The sequence below is a fragment of the Pseudomonas sp. SBB6 genome (assembly GCF_024213215.1).
Taxonomy (GTDB): Bacteria; Pseudomonadota; Gammaproteobacteria; order Pseudomonadales; family Pseudomonadaceae; genus Aquipseudomonas; species Aquipseudomonas donghuensis.
Genome location: NZ_JANAVH010000006.1, coordinates 274,487 through 291,078 on the forward strand (window position 1 = coordinate 274,487; position 16,592 = coordinate 291,078).

Here is a 16,592-nt window from a genome sequence, read left to right on the forward strand (position 1 = left end):
AGTGACTGGATCACGACCGCTGCGCGGTCGATCGCCGGCAAGGCCGGCTCCCACAGGCCGCGATCGATTTCAGCTACGGTGCAACTTGCTCATCAACTCCGCCTCAGCCTGGGTCAAGCCACAGGACTGGGTCAGTTCATCGACGCTGGCACCCATGCCCACCAGCCGCGCCGCTTGCGCGAACGACAGGCTGTTGGGGTCACGCTGCTCCAGTTGCAGGAGCTTGTCCGGCAAGGGGGCAACCACCGCCCGCAGCTCGTGCAAGGCTTCGCCCATGCGCACGCTGCCGTTCTGGTAGTCGTCCAGACGTTTGCCCAGGTCCTTGATGCGCTGGTCGCGCACGGCATCACCTTGGGCCTGTTGCGCGGCCAGCTCACGCTGGCGCTTGCTGTAGTTCAGGAAGAACCACAGGCTGACCGCCCACAGCAGCGCCAGAAATATGACTGCAACCTCAAGGATCAACTCAGATGTTCTCCAGCTCGGACCACTCTTCCTCGGTCATCATCTTGTCCAGCTCGACCAGGATCAGCAGTTCGTTGTTTTTGTTGCACACGCCCTGGATGAACTTGGCCGATTCCTCGTTGCCGACATTCGGTGCGGTCTCGATTTCCGACTGACGCAGGTAAACCACTTCGGCAACGCTGTCGACCAGGATGCCGACCACTTGCTTGTCGGCCTCGATGATGACGATACGGGTGTTGTCGGTGATCTCGCTGGACAGCAGGCCGAAGCGCTGGCGGGTGTCGATCACGGTAACCACGTTACCGCGCAGGTTGATGATGCCCAGCACGTAGCTCGGGGCACCCGGGACCGGGGCGATCTCGGTGTAGCGCAGGACTTCCTGCACCTGCATCACGTTGATGCCGTAGGACTCGTTGTCCAGTTTGAAGGTCACCCACTGCAGGATCGGATCTTCGGAACCTTGTGCAGACGATTTTTTCATTCCCCTATCCCTCAAAATCCGCCATCGGCGGTGTGCTCAGTGCGGTCGCGGCAGATGCGGCCGATTATTTATGGGTGTCGTGCAGCTGCTTGACTGCGCCACTGGCGATCAACTCGGCCAGTTCGGCGACGTCGAGCAGCGCGCACATGTGTTCGATTACGGTACCGGCCAGCCATGGCCGCTGGCCGCGCTGGCTGCGCCATTTGATCTCGTTGGGGTCCAGGCGCAACGAGCGGCTGACCTGATGCACCGCCAGCCCCCATTCGTAGCCCTGGACCGAAATCACGTACTGCAGGCCCTGGCGAAAGTCATCCCGATAGCGGTCGGGCATGACCCAGCGGGCGGTGTCCAGGACCTTGAGGTTGCCGCTCTGGCTGGGCAGGATGCCGAGGAACCAGTCCGGCTGGCCGAACAACGGTGTCAATTCGTGGCCAGCCAGCGAGTAGATCGAACCCAGGCACACCAGCGGTACCGCCAGGGTCAGCCCCGCAACGTCGAACAACAGGCATTCGAACGGCTCTGCGGCCCAGGCCGGACGGCCGTCGATAGTGGCCGGCGGTACCGGTTGGTTGGGGGCTGGCGGCAGGTGCACGTCCACCAGCGGCTCGACCGGCGCAACCTGGGCAATCTCGGCCAGCGGCTGGGGCGCTTCGACTACGGGCTCGATTATGGGCTCGACTACCGGCTCGACCACCGGCGGCAAGGTCAGCGGCAACACCGGCCGCGGCGGTTCGGCAAATGGCCGGGGCGCAGGCGTCACCGCCGCCTGGGCCGCAACCTGGGCATCACGGGCCTGCTCTTCACGTACCGCCGCCTGGAACTCGTCCGGCTCGACCGATACCGGCACTACCTCATCGAGTTCTTCGGTGGCCTCCTGCAGCAAGCCATCGAGGTAGCTCTGCAGGGCCAGTTGTGGCCGGCTGGCAAGCTGTTGAGGGCGATTCATCAGGCCACCTGCAAGGCAAGGTTCTGCGTCAGCAGGTGCTTGAGCAGCGCACGGTAGGCCACCACGCCGCGGCTTTTGCCGTCGAATTGCGACGGCGTCTGCCCGGCCCGGCTGGCATCACGCAGGCGCGTGTCGACCGGGATGTAGCCCTGCCAGATATGTTCGGGGTAGGCGTCGCGCAGCACCCGCAAGGTGCCCATGGAGGCCTGGGTGCGGCGGTCGAACAGGGTCGGCACGATGTGATAGGGCAAGGCCTGCTTGCGCGAGCGGTTGACCATCGCCAGGGTGCTGACCATGCGCTCCAGGCCCTTGACTGCCAAGTACTCGGTCTGCACCGGGATCACCAGTTGCTGGCTGGCCGCCAGGGCGTTGACCATCAGCACACCGAGCAACGGCGGGCTGTCGATGATGGCGTAGTCGAAATCCTGCCACAGCTGCGCCAGAGACTTGGCGATCACCAGGCCCAGGCCACTCTGGCCCGGCGATTGACGCTCGAGCACGGCCAGGGCGGTGCTCGACGGCAACAGCGAGATCTTCTCGTCACTGGTCGGCAGCAGCAATTGCCCGGGCAAGCCTTCGGGCACCGTGCCCTTGTGCAGGAACAGGTCGTAGCAGCTGTGCTCCAGCGCATCGGGGTTATGCCCGAAATAGCTGGTCATCGACCCGTGCGGGTCGAGGTCGACGACAACCACGCGCTTGCCCGCCTCGGCCAGCAGGCCGGCCAGGGCGATGGAGGTGGTGGTCTTGCCGACTCCACCTTTTTGATTGGCTACTGCCCAGACTCTCATTGCGTTGCTTCCTCCCGGTACGGCAGCCTGCCCTGCCGGGATCGGTTATAGGGTCGGTGACGGGGAATTGACGCGATTGTCGTCCACCGTCGGTGCTACCGCTGCCGGTGCAGTTTGTGTGCCAGCCCGCTTCATGGCTGCATCCGGGGTGGCATTGGCGCTGCCAGTACCGGTCAGGCTGCGGCGAACCTCCAGGTTGCGCGAGATCACCAGCACCACCCGTCGGTTACGCGCGCGGCCTTCGGCGGAGTCGTTGGCGGCAATCGGTTGGAACTCGCCGTAGCCGACCGAGGCCATACGCGCCGGGTTCACCCCTTCCATGGCCAGCAGACGGACGATACTCGCCGCCCGCGCCGACGACAGCTCCCAGTTGGTCGGGTACTGCGCGGTGCGAATCGGCAGGTCATCGGTAAAGCCTTCGACATGCACCGGGTTGGCGAACGGCTTGAGGATGCTCGCCACCTTCTCGATGATGTTGAACGCCACATCGCTGGGCATGGCGTCGCCGCTGCCGAACAGCAGCGAGGAATTGAGTTCGATCTCGACCCACAGCTCGTTGCCGCGCACGGTCATCTGGTCGGACTTGATCAGGTCGCCGAAGGCGTCGCGCACATCATCGGTGATGGTCTTGAGGGGGTCGCTGCTGGTCTGCGCCAGGCCCGCATCGACCTGCTCGCTGTCCTTGATCAACGGCTCGGCCGGTTTGACGCTGAGCGGGCGCTCGTCGCCGATGGGGATCGGCTTCATGCTTCGCTCGGGGTCGTTGAACACGCCGATCAAGGCCTGGGAAATGACCTTGTACTTGCCCTCGTTGATCGAGGAAATCGAATACATGACCACGAAGAAGGCGAACAGCAAGGTGATGAAGTCGGCATAGGACACCAGCCAGCGTTCGTGGTTTTCATGCTCTTCGGGTTGTCGACGGCGCGCCATGTGTTACTCCATGAAGCCCTGAAGCTTCAGCTCGATCGAGCGCGGGTTCTCGCCTTCGGCGATCGACAGCAAACCTTCCAGGAGCATTTCCCGGTAGCGCGACTGGCGCAGGGCCAGGGCCTTGAGCTTGTTGGCGATCGGCAGCAGGATCAGGTTGGCACTGGCGACACCATAAATGGTGGCGACAAAGGCCACGGCAATGCCATTGCCCAACTGCGACGGGTCAGCGAGGTTGCCCATCACATGGATCAAGCCCATCACCGCACCGATGATACCGATGGTCGGCGCATAGCCGCCCATGCTTTCGAACACCTTGGCAGCCTGCACATCACGGCTTTCCTGGGTGTAGAAGTCAACCTCGAGGATGCTGCGGATGGCCTCGGGTTCAGCGCCATCGACCAGCAACTGCAAACCTTTGCGCGCGTACGGGTCCGGCTCGGCATCGGCCACCCCTTCAAGGCCCAGCAGGCCTTCCTTGCGCGCGGTCAGCGACCAGTTGACCACCCGGTCGATACCGCCGGCCAGGTCGACCCGTGGCGGAAAGATAATCCAGCGCACAATCTGCAGCGCACGCTTGAAGGCACTCATCGGCGATTGCAGCAAGGCTGCCGCCAGCGTGCCGCCAAGCACGATCAACGCCGCCGGACCGTTGAGCAGCGCCGACAGATGACCGCCTTCGAGGTAGTTGCCACCAACGATGGCGACAAATGCCAGGATGATCCCGATGAGGCTCAAGACATCCATCAGACGCAGGCCTCGACCAAGTGCTTGCCGATCTCGTCCAGGCTGTACACCGCATCTGCCAGGTTGGCTTTGACGATGGCCATGGGCATGCCATAGATCACGCAGCTGGCTTCATCCTGGGCCCACACCGTGCTGCCGCCCTGCTTGAGCAGGCGCGCGCCTTCGCGGCCATCGGCGCCCATGCCGGTGAGCACCACCGACAGCACCTTGTCGCCGTAGGACTTGGCCGCCGAGCCAAAGGTGATGTCCACGCACGGCTTGTAGTTCAGGCGCTCATCGCCCGGCAGGATCTTCACTGTGCCGCGACCATCGACCATCATCTGCTTGCCACCCGGGGCCAGCAGGGCCAGGCCCGGGCGCAGGATGTCGCCGTCCTCGGCTTCCTTGACGCTGATCTTGCACAGCTTGTCGAGGCGTTCGGCGAAGGCCTTGGTGAAGGCCGCCGGCATGTGCTGAATCAATACGATCGGCGCCGGGAAATTGGCCGGCAGCTGGGTCAGAACCCGCTGCAGGGCCACCGGGCCACCGGTGGAGGTGCCAATGGCCACCAGCTTGTACGGCTTGCGCTTGGGCGCTGGCGACGCACTGGCCGCCGCTGCGCTGGCACGTGCCGGGGCTGCGGCGCGTGGCGCAGGTGTGCTGCCCAGGCTGCTGACGCTCGGCTGGGGGCTCGGTGCCGGGGCTGGCGCGGGGCTGGTGTAGGCGCTGAAACGACGGTTGCTGCGGGAAATGGTATGAACCTTTTCACACAGCAGCTGCTTGACCTTCTCGGGGTTGCGCGAGATGTCTTCGAAGTTTTTCGGCAGGTAATCGACCGCACCGGCATCCAGGGCGTCAAGGGTAACGCGGGCGCCCTCATGGGTCAGCGAGGAGAACATCAACACCGGGGTCGGGCAACGCTGCATGATGTGACGCACAGCGGTGATGCCATCCATCATGGGCATTTCATAGTCCATGGTGATGACGTCGGGCTTGAGCGACAGCGCCTGGTCGATCGCTTCCTTGCCGTTGGTCGCGGTACCGACGACCTGGATAGTCGGGTCCGCTGAAAGAATTTCCGAGACACGGCGGCGGAAGAAACCGGAATCATCCACCACCAGGACCTTGACTGCCATAAACACTCCATTAGGGGGCGCGGCATATGCGCCGCGCCACCAGAATCAAATACGCCGGGCGGCGTAACGCTTGAGCATGCTCGGAACGTCGAGGATCAGCGCAATGCGCCCGTCACCGGTAATGGTGGCGCCCGACATGCCCGGGGTGCCCTGGAGCATCTTGCCCAGCGGCTTGATGACCACTTCTTCCTGGCCCACCAGCTGATCGACGACGAAGCCGATACGCTGCGTGCCCACCGAAAGGATCACCACATGGCCTTCGCGCTGCTCTTCATGAGCGGCCGAACTGACCAGCCAGCGCTTGAGGTAGAACAGCGGCAAGGCCTTGTCGCGCACGATCACCACTTCCTGGCCGTCGACCACGTTGGTGCGCGACAGGTCGAGGTGGAAGATCTCGTTGACGTTGACCAGCGGGAAAGCGAACGCCTGGTTGCCGAGCATGACCATCAGCGTCGGCATGATCGCCAGGGTCAGCGGCACCTTGATGACGATCTTCGAACCCAGGCCCTTGGTCGAGTAGATGTTGATCGAGCCGTTGAGCTGGGAAATCTTGGTTTTCACCACGTCCATGCCCACGCCACGCCCGGACACGTCGGAGATCTCGGTCTTGGTCGAGAAGCCCGGGGCGAAGATCAGGTTGTAGCACTCGGTCTCGCTCAGGCGGTCGGCGGCGTCCTTGTCCATCACCCCGCGCTTGACCGCGATGGCGCGCAGCACGTCGGCGTCCATGCCCTTGCCGTCATCGGAGATCGACAGCAGGATGTGATCGCCTTCCTGTTCGGCCGAGAGCACCACCTTGCCGCCGCGGGGCTTGCCAGCGGCTTCGCGCTCTTCCGGGGTCTCGACGCCATGGTCGACGGCGTTGCGCACCAAGTGCACCAACGGGTCGGCCAGGGCCTCGACAAGGTTTTTGTCGAGGTCGGTCTCTTCACCGACCAGCTCCAGGTTGATCTCTTTCTTCAGCTGCCGGGCCAGGTCGCGAACCAGGCGCGGGAAGCGCCCGAAGACCTTCTTGATCGGCTGCATGCGGGTCTTCATCACCGCGGTCTGCAGGTCGGCGGTGACCACGTCGAGGTTCGACACGGCCTTGGACATGGCCTCATCGCCGCTGTTCAGGCCCAGGCGCACCAGGCGGTTACGCACCAGCACCAGCTCGCCGACCATGTTCATGATCTCGTCGAGCCGCGCGGTATCGACCCGAACGGTGGTCTCGGTTTCGCTGGCCGGGTGCTTCTCGGCAGCCGGTGCGGCCTGGCGTGCAGGCGCAGGTGCCGGTGCCGGTGCAGCCGCCTTGGCAGCCGGGGCTGGCGCAGCAGCCTTGGCGACCGCTGCCGGCGCAGGCTTGGCCGCAGCCTTGGCTGGCGCTGCGGTGGCGGCAGGTGCACCAGTGGCTACGGCATCCGGGGCGAACTTGCCCTTGCCGTGCAACTCGTCGAGCAGCGCTTCGAACTCGTGCTCGGAGATGTGCTCGCCGTCCGCGGCAGGCGCGGCGGCCTGCGCAGGGGCGGCAGCGGCGGCCGGCAGTGCATCGACGGCAAAGGTACCCTTGCCGTGCAACTGATCGAGCAGCGCTTCGAATTCGTCATCGGTGATATCGCCACTGGCGTCGCCGCCAGCAGGCACTGCGGCGGGGGCTGGCGCGCCAGCACCGAGGTTGTCGGCGGCGAACTGGCCCTTGCCGTGCAACTGGTCGAGCAGCGATTCGAACTCGGCGTCGGTGATTTCGTCACTGCCAGGTTCGGCCACCTGGGCCTCGGCTTCGGCCTTGACCGCGTTGAGCAGCTGTTCGAATTCGGTGTCGGTGATATCCGCCTCGGCCTCGGCCGCTGGCGCTTCAACCACCTCGGGTTCAGCCGCAGGTGCCGCCACTTCGTCTTCCCCGGCAGGCTCGGCCAGGCGCGACAGCGCCGCCAGCAGCTCCGGGGTGGCAGGTGTGATATCGGTGCGTTCGCGCACCTGGCCGAACATGCTGTTGACCGTGTCCAGGGCTTCCAGGACCACGTCCATCAGTTCGGCGTCAACGCGCCGGGCACCCTTGCGCAGGATATCGAACACGTTCTCGGCGATATGGCAGCACTCCACCAGCTCGTTGAGCTGGAGGAAGCCGGCGCCCCCTTTTACAGTGTGAAAACCGCGAAAGATCGCATTGAGCAGGTCGGCATCATCCGGACGGCTTTCCAGCTCGACCAGTTGCTCGGACAGTTGCTCAAGAATTTCGCCGGCTTCTACCAGGAAATCCTGAAGGATTTCTTCATCGGCGCCGAAGCTCATTAAACGTGCTCCCTAAAAACCCAGACTGGACAGCAGATCGTCGACATCGTCCTGACCGGACACAACGTCTTCACGCTTATCGGCATGAATCTGCGGACCTTCACCCCGAGTCGGATGTTTTTCTTGATCTTTTTCAGCGCGCAGCTGCTGGTGGTCATGTTCGATACCGGCAAAACGGTCGACCTGGCTTGCCATCAGCACGAGCTTGAGCAGATTGCTTTCTACTTCGGTGACCAGCGTCGTGACGCGCTTGATCACCTGGCCGGTCAGGTCTTGGTAGTCCTGAGCCAGAAGGATGTCATTGAGGTGCCCGGCGACCTTGCGGCTGCCCTCCTCGCTACGCGTCAGGAAACTGTCGACGCGCTTGGCCAGCTCACGGAACTCCGGTGCCGCCACTTCGCGGCGCATGAAGCGCTGCCAGTCGACACTCAGCGCCTTGGCCTCGTCGCTCAGTTCGTTGAGTACCGGCGTGCTGGCTTCGACCAGGTCCATGGTGCGGTTGGCCGCGCCCTCGGTCAGCTTGACCACGTAGGACAGGCGCTCGGTCGCATCGGTGATCTGCGACACTTCCTCGGCCTGCGGCATGTGCGGGTCGATCTGGAAGCTGACGATCGCGCTGTGCAGCTCGCGGGTGAGTTTGCCGACTTCCTGGTACAGGCCGAGGTCACGGGTCTGGTTCAGCTGATGGATCAGTTGCACCGCATCGCCGAACTTGCCTCGTTCCAGGCTGTCGACCAGTTCCTTGGCGTGTTTCTTGAGTGTCGACTCGAACTCGCCCAAGGATGATTGTGTTTGCTCCATAGCGCCCCCGTGGCGTACCTCAGCTATTGACGCGCTCGAAGATCTTTTCGATCTTTTCTTTCAGCACCTGGGCGGTAAATGGCTTGACCACATAGCCGTTGACCCCGGCCTGGGCGGCTTCGATGATCTGCTCGCGCTTGGCTTCGGCAGTCACCATCAGCACCGGCAGGTGCTTCAGGCGCTCGTCGGCACGCACCTTGCGCAGCAAATCGATACCGGACATGCCAGGCATGTTCCAGTCGGTCACCAGAAAGTCGAAATGGCCGCTTTCAAGCATCGGCAGCGCGGTGTTGCCGTCGTCGGCTTCCTGGGTGTTGGTAAAGCCCAGGTCACGCAACAGGTTCTTGATGATCCGCCGCATCGTCGAAAAGTCGTCCACGATGAGGATTTTCATGTCTTTGTTCAATTAGACCTCCAAGCAGTCTTTAACGCGTTCAGCGCGGAACGCGCATTCAATCAATTCGGCACTACATTTCACGACTGCATCGAACCGGTGTTCAACGCGCCCGCCATTCCCCCAGGCGGCCACGCAAACGTGCCGCGCACTGGCTGTGCAACTGGCTGACACGCGACTCACTCACCCCCAGGACCTCACCGATCTCCTTGAGGTTGAGTTCTTCGTCGTAGTACAGCGCCAGGACCAGACGCTCACGCTCCGGCAGGTTGGCGATAGCATCGGCCAAGGCTGCCTGAAAACGCTCGTCCTCCAGATCGCGCGCAGGCTCGAGCTGGGCACTGGCACCGTCCTCGTGCAGGCCTTCATGTTCGCCGTCCTGCAACAGGTCGTCGAAACTGAACAGGCGGCTGCCCAGGGTGTCATTCAAAATCCCGTAATAATCATCGAGACTCAATTGAAGTTCGGCAGCAACTTCGTGATCTTTAGCGTCGCGGCCGGTTTTTGCTTCAATTGCACGAATCGCGTCACTGACCATGCGGGTATTGCGGTGTACCGAACGTGGCGCCCAGTCGCCCTTGCGCACTTCATCGAGCATGGCCCCGCGAATACGGATACCGGCGTAGGTCTCGAAACTGGCCCCCTTGCTCGCGTCATACTTGTTGGCGACTTCGAGCAGGCCGATCATCCCGGCCTGGATCAGGTCCTCGACCTGCACACTGGCTGGCAACCGTGCCAGCAGGTGGTAGGCGATACGCTTGACCAACGGCGCGTAACGTTCGATCAACTCATACTGGGCATCACGCGAAGCCTTGCTGTACATCCGATAACCGCTGGCGTTCATAGCACCGGACCCGCACTCGTCGGTTGCACCAGACGCTCGACGAAGAATTCCAGGTGCCCCCGTGGGTTGGCAGGCAGCGGCCAGCTATCGACTTTCTGGGCAATGGCCTTGAATGCCAGCGCGCACTTGGAACGCGGGAAGGCTTCATAGACCGCTCGCTGCTTCTGCACCGCCTTGCGCACGCATTCGTCGTAAGGCACCGCACCGACGTATTGTAGGGCGACATCGAGGAAGCGATCAGTGACCTTGGTCAACTTGGCGAACAGGTTGCGCCCTTCCTGCGGGCTCTGGGCCATGTTCGCCAGGACACGGAAGCGGTTCATGCCGTAATCGCGGTTGAGCAGCTTGATCAGCGCATAGGCGTCGGTGATCGAGGTAGGCTCGTCGCACACCACCAGCAGCACTTCCTGGGCGGCGCGGACAAAACTGACTACCGAGTCACCGATACCCGCAGCGGTGTCGATCACCAGCACATCGAGGTTGTCGCCGATCTCGCTGAAGGCCTGGATCAGGCCGGCGTGCTGGGCCGGGGCCAGGTGCACCATGCTCTGCGTACCCGAAGCCGCCGGCACGATGCGCACACCGCCGGGGCCTTGCAGCAGCACATCGCGCAGCTCGCAACGGCCTTCGATGACATCGGCCAGGGTGCGTTTGGGCGTCAGGCCCAACAACACGTCAACGTTGGCCAGCCCCAGGTCGGCGTCCAGCAGCATGACCCGACGGCCAAGCTCAGCCAGCGCCAATGACAGGTTCACTGACACGTTAGTCTTGCCGACGCCACCTTTGCCGCCGGTCACGGCGATCACCTGTACGGGATGCATGCTACCCATGTTTGTTCTTTACCTTGTCTTACTTAGACCGAGGCCACATGACTGGGCTGCGCTTTCAACACCTGAAAAATGCCTGGCAGACCATTGATGTAGGTACTTTGCAACGTATTCATATTAACCTCAGCCCACGCGTTTGCCGGAGCTGTGGTAGAGATCAGCGAACATGTCGGCCATGGCCTCTTCGCTGGGCTCGTCCTGCACCTGCACACTCACGGCACGGCTGACCAACTGGTGCCGGCGCGGCAGGTGCAGGTCGTCAGGAATGCGCGGGCCATCGGTAAGATAGGCCACCGGCAATTCGTGACTGATCGCCAGGCTCAATACTTCGCCGAGGCTGGCGGTTTCATCTAGCTTGGTCAGGATGCAACCGGCCAGGCCGCAGCGCTTGTAGCTGTGGTAGGCGGCGGTGAGCACCTGCTTTTGGCTGGTGGTTGCCAGCACCAAGTAATTCTTGGCCTGAATCCCGCGCCCGGCAAGGGTTTCAAGCTGCATGCGCAGCGCCGGGTCGCTGGCCTGCAGGCCGGCGGTATCGATCAACACCACGCGCTTGCGCAGCAGCGGGTCGAGGGCCTGGGCCAACGACTGGCCCGGATCGACGTGAGTAACCGACACGTTGAGAATCCGCCCCAGGGTCTTGAGCTGCTCCTGGGCACCGATGCGAAAGCTGTCCATGCTCACCAGGGCCAGGTTCTGCGCGCCGTACTTGAGCACATAGCGCGCCGCGAGCTTGGCCAGGGTAGTGGTTTTGCCCATGCCGGCCGGACCGACCATGGCAATGACACCGCCTTCTTCGATAGGTTCGATTTCCGGCACTTCAATCATGCGTGCAAGATGCGCCAGGAGCATGCGCCAGGCGTGGCGCGGCTCTTCGATTTCGGTGGTCAGCTCGAGCAGTTCACGGGCAATCGGGCCGGACAGGCCAATGCGCTGCAAGCGACGCCAGAGGTTGGCCTGCTGTGGCTTGTTGCCCTGCAACTGGCTCCAGGCCAGCGAGCCGAGCTGCACCTCAAGCAGTTCGCGCAGGCCCGACAGTTCCGAACGCATCGAGTCGAACAGGCGCGGATCGATCGGCGCAGCCGCCGGCGCAGCAGGCACCACCGGCGCTTCGACCTGCGGGTCGATCAGCGGCTCGGAGGCGGTCAGCGGCAGGCCGGCAAACAGCTGGCGGTTGGCGTCTTCGCTCTCGCTGCGACTGCTCAGTTCGGCCTGGGCGGTGACGATGCGCGACTGGGTCTTGCGCAGCTCGTCCTCAAGCTCGACATTCGGCACCCGCGGCGCCAGGGCGGACAGCTTGTAGTCCAGCGCAGCCGTCAGCTCGACACCGCCAGCAATCCGTCGGTTGCCGATGATGGCGGCCTCGGCCCCCAGCTCATCGCGAACCAGCTTCATGGCCTGACGCATATCGGCGGCGAAAAAACGCTTAACTTGCATAACCCACTACCTCAGCCGTTCGGGCCCACTGTGGCGACGATGGTAACTTGCTTGTTGTCAGGTATTTCCTGGTACGCCAAAACATGCAAATTCGGTACAGCCAGGCGACCGAAGCGCGACAGCATGGCTCGTACCGGTCCTGCGACCAGGAGGATCGCCGGCTGCCCTTGCATCTCCTGACGCTGGGCGGCTTCGATCAACGAACGCTGAAGCTTTTCGGCCATGCTCGGCTCCAGAAGAACACCGTCTTCCTGGCCTTGCCCAGCCCTTTGCAAACTATTGAGCAAAATCTGTTCCAATCTTGGCTCAAGGGTGATGACAGGCAGCTCGGACTCAACGCCGACAATGCTTTGCACGATAGCGCGACACAATCCGACGCGCACCACCGCCACCAATGCGGCGGTATCTTGACTCTTGGCCGGGTTGTTGGCGATAGCCTCGGCAATGCTGCGAATATCGCGTACCGGAACCTGCTCGGCGAGCAATGCCTGCAGGACCTTGAGCAGCCCCGACAATGAAATGACGCTCGGCACCAATTCTTCGGCGAGCTTGGGCGAGGCCTTGGCCAGCACCTGCAGCAACTGCTGCACTTCTTCGTGACCGATCAGCTCGTGGCAGTGCTTGTGCAGGATCTGGTTGAGGTGGGTAGCGACCACGGTACTGGCGTCCACCACCGTGTAGCCCAGCGACTGCGCCTGGCTGCGCTGGTTGATGTCGATCCACACCGCTTCCAGGCCAAAGGCCGGGTCGCGAGCGGCAATGCCGTTGAGGGTACCGAACACCTGCCCCGGGTTGATCGCAAGCTCGCGGTCCGGGTAAATCTCGGCCTCCGCCAGGATCACCCCCATCAGGGTCAGGCGGTAAGCGCTGGGTGCCAGGTCGAGGTTGTCGCGAATGTGCACCGTAGGCATGAGAAAACCCAGGTCCTGGGAGAGCTTTTTGCGCACCCCCTTGATCCGCGCCAGCAACTGCCCACCCTGGTTGCGATCGACCAGCGGAATCAGCCGATAGCCGACCTCCAGGCCGATCATGTCGATCGGGGTGACGTCATCCCAGCCCAGCTCTTTGGTTTCCATGGCGCGCTGTGGCGACGGCAGCAGGTCCTGCTGGCGCTGCACCTCTTCCAGGGCCTTGACCTTGGCCTGGTTCTGCTTGCGCCAGACCAGGTAGGCGCCACCGCCGGCCAGCAGGCCCAGGCTCAAGAAGGCGACGTGCGGCATGCCCGGGACCAGGCCCATGACGATCATCAGGCCGGCGGAGACCGCCAGGGCCTTGGGCGAGTCGAACATTTGCCGGTTGATCTGCTTGCCCATGTCCTCGGAGCCCGAGGCGCGGGTGACCATGATCGCGGCCGCAGTGGACAGCAACAGCGATGGCAACTGCGCCACCAAACCGTCACCAATGGTCAGCAAGGCGTAGACCTTGCCGGCATCGGCAAAGGTCATGTTGTGCTGGAACATACCGACGGCCATGCCGCCGATCAGGTTGATGAACAGGATCAGCAGGCCGGCGATGGCGTCACCGCGGACAAACTTGCTGGCACCGTCCATCGAACCGTAGAACTCGGCCTCCCCGGCCACTTCCGCTCGGCGCGCCTTGGCCTGGGCCTGGTCGATCAGACCGGCGTTGAGGTCGGCGTCGATGGCCATCTGCTTGCCGGGCATGGCGTCGAGGGTAAAGCGCGCGCTCACCTCGGAAATACGCCCGGCACCCTTGGTGACCACCACGAAGTTGATGATCATCAGGATCGCGAAGACCACGATACCGACCACGTAGTTGCCGCCGATCACCACCTCGCCGAAGGCCTGGATCACCTTACCGGCGGCTTCGTGGCCATCGTGACCGTGGAGCATCACCACCCGCGTGGACGCCACGTTGAGCGCCAGGCGCAGCAAGGTTGCCACCAGCAGGATGGTCGGGAACGCGGCGAAGTCCAGCGGACGCAAGGCGTAGACGCAGACCAGCAGGACCACGATCGACAGGGCGATGTTGAAGGTGAAGAACACGTCGAGCAAAAACGGCGGGATCGGCAACATCATCATTGCCAGCATCACCAGCAGCAACAGCGGCACACCCAGGTTGCCCCGGCCTAGACCGACCAGGTTGCTACGGGCACTGTTGATTAACTGAGAGCGATCCACCGGTATTCCTCGTTAGCTCAAGCAAAACTTTGACGCCTTTGAGGCGCGCTGCGCTGCCTTTGCAAGAAGCTTTCCAACTTTGCTGAACGAGGTGGCTTGAGTGGCTCGGGGCTGCTGCGCAGCCGTCGCCGGCTCCCACAATGAGCCTGCATGCACAACCCCTGTGGGAGCTGGCCTTGCCAGCGATGAGGCCAGCAATGTCGATCAGGAATCGCGCCGCAGGTCTGGCGGGATCGGCAGGTCCTTGAGCGGCTCCGGCGCCTTGCCCTTGCCGGCGCGGTGCTGGCGGATCTGGTAGACATAAGCCAATACCTGGGCCACCGCCAGGTACAAGCCGGCGGGAATCTCTTCCTCAAGCTCGGTGGAGTAGTAGATCGAGCGCGCCAGCGCCGGCGATTCGAGCACCTGGATCTTGTGCTCGTTGGCGATCTCGCGAATCTTCAGGGCAATGAAGTCGGCCCCCTTGGCCAGCAACAGCGGCGCCGAGCCCTTCTCCGGGTCGTACTTGAGCGCCACCGCATAGTGGGTCGGGTTGGTGATGATCACGTCGGCCTCGGGGATCGCCGCCATCATCCGCCGCTGCGAAGCTTCGCGCTGCAACTGGCGAATACGCTGCTTGACCTCGGGCTTGCCCTCGGAGTCCTTGTACTCGTCACGCACTTCCTGCTTGGTCATCAGCAGTTTCTTGTGCGCCTGCCAGAGCTGGATCGGCACATCGACGGCGGCAATGATCAACAGGCCGGCGGCCATCCACAGGGCACTCCAGCCCACCACCTGCACGCTATGAATGATGGCCTGCTCCAGCGGTTCGTTGGCAATCGCCAGCAGGTCATCGCGATCGGCCGAGAGCACCGCCAGGGCGACGATGAGAATCATGAAGAACTTGGCCAGGGCCTTGAGCAGCTCGGACAAGGCGTTGACCGAGAACATCCGCTTGATCCCCGAGAGCGGGTTCATGCGGCTGAACTTCGGCGCCAGCGAGCTGCTGGAAAACAGAAAGCCGCCCAGCGACACCGGGCCGATGATCGCGGCAATCAACAACACCAACAGCACCGGCTGGGTTGCCAGCAGGGCCATCTTGCCGGACGCCATGAGAAAGATCCCCATGGAGCGCTCATCGATGAGCACCTCGCGCGACAGCGTGAAGTTGATGCGCATCAACTCCATCAGGGTTTGCGCCAGACCACCGCCAAACGCCAGCAATGCACCCGCCCCGGCAAGGGTCACCGTGACAGTGTTGAGTTCCTTGGAGCGGGCGATCTCACCCTTCTCGCGGGCGTCCTTCTTGCGCTTCTCGGTGGGGTCTTCTGTCTTGTCCTGACCGCTTTCGCTCTCTGCCATGCTCAGCGCGCCCGTGCCAGCTCACGCAGCCATTGCAAGGCCTCGGAGGCCAGCGAATGGTAGTGAGGAATGATATCGGCCAGGGTAATCCAGAAGATCACCAACCCCAGCACCAGGGTCAGCGGAAAGCCGATGGAAAAGATGTTCAGTTGCGGTGCTGCACGCGTCATCACACCAAAAGCAATGTTGACCACCAGCAGCGCGGTAATCGCCGGCAACACCAGCAGCATCGCCGCACCCAGCACCCACCCCAGGCGCCCGGCCAGGTCCCAGAAATGATTGACCAGCAAGCCGCCGCCCACCGGCAAGGTGGTAAAGCTTTCGGTCAACACCTCGAAGACCACCAGATGGCCGTTGATAGCGAGGAACAGCAAGGTCACCAGCATGGTCAGGAACTGGCTGACCACCGCGACGTTGACACCGTTGGCCGGGTCGACCATGGAGGCGAAGGCCATGCCCATCTGGATCGCGACGATCTGCCCGGCAATCACGAAAATCTGGAAGAACAACTGCAGCGCCATGCCGAACAGGGCGCCGATGATGATCTGCTCGGCAATCAGCAGCAGGGCCTTGAGGTCCAGCGCATTGACCTCAGGCATGGGCGGCAGCCCAGGGACGATCACCACGGTAATCGCCAGGGCGAAATACAGGCGTATGCGCGCCGGCACCAGGGTGGTGCCGAAGATCGGCATGGTCATCAGCACAGCGGTGACGCGAAACAGCGGCAGGATGAAGCTGGCCACCCAGGTACTGATCTGCGCATCGGTGAGCTCGAGCACGGCCAGGTCAACCAATCAGCTGCGGAATACTGCCGTACAACGACAGGATGTACTCCATGAACTTCTGCACCAGCCAGGGCCCGACCACGATCAGGGTGATCAGCATGACCAACAGGCGCGGCAGAAAGCTCAGGGTCTGTTCGTTGATCTGCGTGGCGGCCTGGAACATGGCCACCACCAGCCCCACCAGCAGGCTCGGCACCACCAGGATGGCCACCATCAGGGTGGTCAGCCACAGCGCGTCACGAAACAGGTCGACAGCCACTTCAGGGGTCATGGACTACTTCTCCT

The 16,592-nt window shown here is 62.9% G+C and carries 17 protein-coding genes; all 17 read right to left on the bottom strand.

What is annotated here, in order from left to right:
- Positions 1 to 69 precede the first annotated feature (69 nt).
- Positions 70 to 462, bottom strand: a complete 393-nt coding sequence (locus NLX68_RS14765) for a DUF2802 domain-containing protein (protein ID WP_010225042.1) — start codon at positions 460 to 462, stop codon at positions 70 to 72.
- Between the two features lies 1 nt (position 463).
- Positions 464 to 943 carry a chemotaxis protein CheW gene (locus tag NLX68_RS14770; protein WP_010225041.1) on the bottom strand — a complete coding sequence of 160 codons (480 nt, stop codon included), beginning with the start codon at positions 941 to 943 and terminating at the stop codon, positions 464 to 466.
- Between the two features lie 64 nt (positions 944 to 1,007).
- On the bottom strand, positions 1,008 to 1,889 hold the full coding sequence (locus tag NLX68_RS14775) for a CheW domain-containing protein (protein WP_254284585.1): 882 nt from the start codon (positions 1,887 to 1,889) through the stop codon (positions 1,008 to 1,010).
- Positions 1,889 to 2,677 (bottom strand): ParA family protein, encoded by a 789-nt coding sequence (locus NLX68_RS14780; RefSeq protein ID WP_010225035.1) that lies wholly within the window; start codon positions 2,675 to 2,677, stop codon positions 1,889 to 1,891. Before NLX68_RS14780 ends, NLX68_RS14775 begins: the two co-directional genes overlap by 1 nt.
- Positions 2,678 to 2,722: 45 nt before the next feature.
- A complete protein-coding gene (motD, locus tag NLX68_RS14785) occupies positions 2,723 to 3,610 on the bottom strand; it encodes a flagellar motor protein MotD (RefSeq protein WP_254284586.1) in 888 nt (295 codons plus the stop codon).
- A 3-nt stretch (positions 3,611 to 3,613) separates the two neighbouring features.
- Positions 3,614 to 4,354: a flagellar motor protein gene (locus tag NLX68_RS14790; RefSeq protein WP_010225031.1), complete on the bottom strand. Its 741-nt coding sequence runs from the start codon at positions 4,352 to 4,354 to the stop codon at positions 3,614 to 3,616.
- Entirely contained in the window at positions 4,354 to 5,469 is a 1,116-nt protein-coding gene (locus tag NLX68_RS14795) for a chemotaxis response regulator protein-glutamate methylesterase (protein ID WP_254284587.1), read from the bottom strand. Before NLX68_RS14795 ends, NLX68_RS14790 begins: the two co-directional genes overlap by 1 nt.
- A gap of 45 nt (positions 5,470 to 5,514) precedes the next feature.
- Positions 5,515 to 7,740, bottom strand: a complete 2,226-nt coding sequence (locus NLX68_RS14800) for a chemotaxis protein CheA (protein WP_254284588.1) — start codon at positions 7,738 to 7,740, stop codon at positions 5,515 to 5,517.
- Between the two features lie 12 nt (positions 7,741 to 7,752).
- A complete protein-coding gene (locus NLX68_RS14805) occupies positions 7,753 to 8,541 on the bottom strand; it encodes a protein phosphatase CheZ (RefSeq protein WP_010225027.1) in 789 nt (262 codons plus the stop codon).
- 19 nt (positions 8,542 to 8,560) lie between these two features.
- Positions 8,561 to 8,935: a chemotaxis response regulator CheY gene (locus tag NLX68_RS14810; RefSeq protein ID WP_036990294.1), complete on the bottom strand. Its 375-nt coding sequence runs from the start codon at positions 8,933 to 8,935 to the stop codon at positions 8,561 to 8,563.
- Positions 8,936 to 9,038: 103 nt separating this feature from the next.
- Positions 9,039 to 9,779 carry an RNA polymerase sigma factor FliA gene (gene fliA / locus NLX68_RS14815; protein ID WP_254284589.1) on the bottom strand — a complete coding sequence of 247 codons (741 nt, stop codon included), beginning with the start codon at positions 9,777 to 9,779 and terminating at the stop codon, positions 9,039 to 9,041.
- On the bottom strand, positions 9,776 to 10,609 hold the full coding sequence (fleN, locus tag NLX68_RS14820) for a flagellar synthesis regulator FleN (protein ID WP_016393812.1): 834 nt from the start codon (positions 10,607 to 10,609) through the stop codon (positions 9,776 to 9,778). The genes fliA and fleN overlap by 4 nt, the downstream gene beginning before the upstream one ends.
- Before the next feature lie 120 nt (positions 10,610 to 10,729).
- Complete coding sequence (gene flhF / locus NLX68_RS14825) at positions 10,730 to 12,040, bottom strand: flagellar biosynthesis protein FlhF (protein ID WP_036994326.1); 1,311 nt, start codon at positions 12,038 to 12,040, stop codon at positions 10,730 to 10,732.
- Positions 12,041 to 12,051: 11 nt separating this feature from the next.
- A complete protein-coding gene (flhA, locus tag NLX68_RS14830) occupies positions 12,052 to 14,181 on the bottom strand; it encodes a flagellar biosynthesis protein FlhA (RefSeq protein WP_010225019.1) in 2,130 nt (709 codons plus the stop codon).
- A 204-nt stretch (positions 14,182 to 14,385) separates the two neighbouring features.
- Positions 14,386 to 15,522: a flagellar biosynthesis protein FlhB gene (flhB, locus tag NLX68_RS14835; RefSeq protein ID WP_254284590.1), complete on the bottom strand. Its 1,137-nt coding sequence runs from the start codon at positions 15,520 to 15,522 to the stop codon at positions 14,386 to 14,388.
- 2 nt (positions 15,523 to 15,524) lie between these two features.
- A complete protein-coding gene (gene fliR, locus NLX68_RS14840; protein WP_036994465.1) occupies positions 15,525 to 16,307 on the bottom strand; it encodes a flagellar biosynthetic protein FliR in 783 nt (260 codons plus the stop codon).
- A gap of 1 nt (position 16,308) precedes the next feature.
- Positions 16,309 to 16,578 (bottom strand): flagellar biosynthesis protein FliQ, encoded by a 270-nt coding sequence (fliQ, locus tag NLX68_RS14845; RefSeq protein ID WP_010225013.1) that lies wholly within the window; start codon positions 16,576 to 16,578, stop codon positions 16,309 to 16,311.
- Positions 16,579 to 16,592 lie beyond the last annotated feature (14 nt).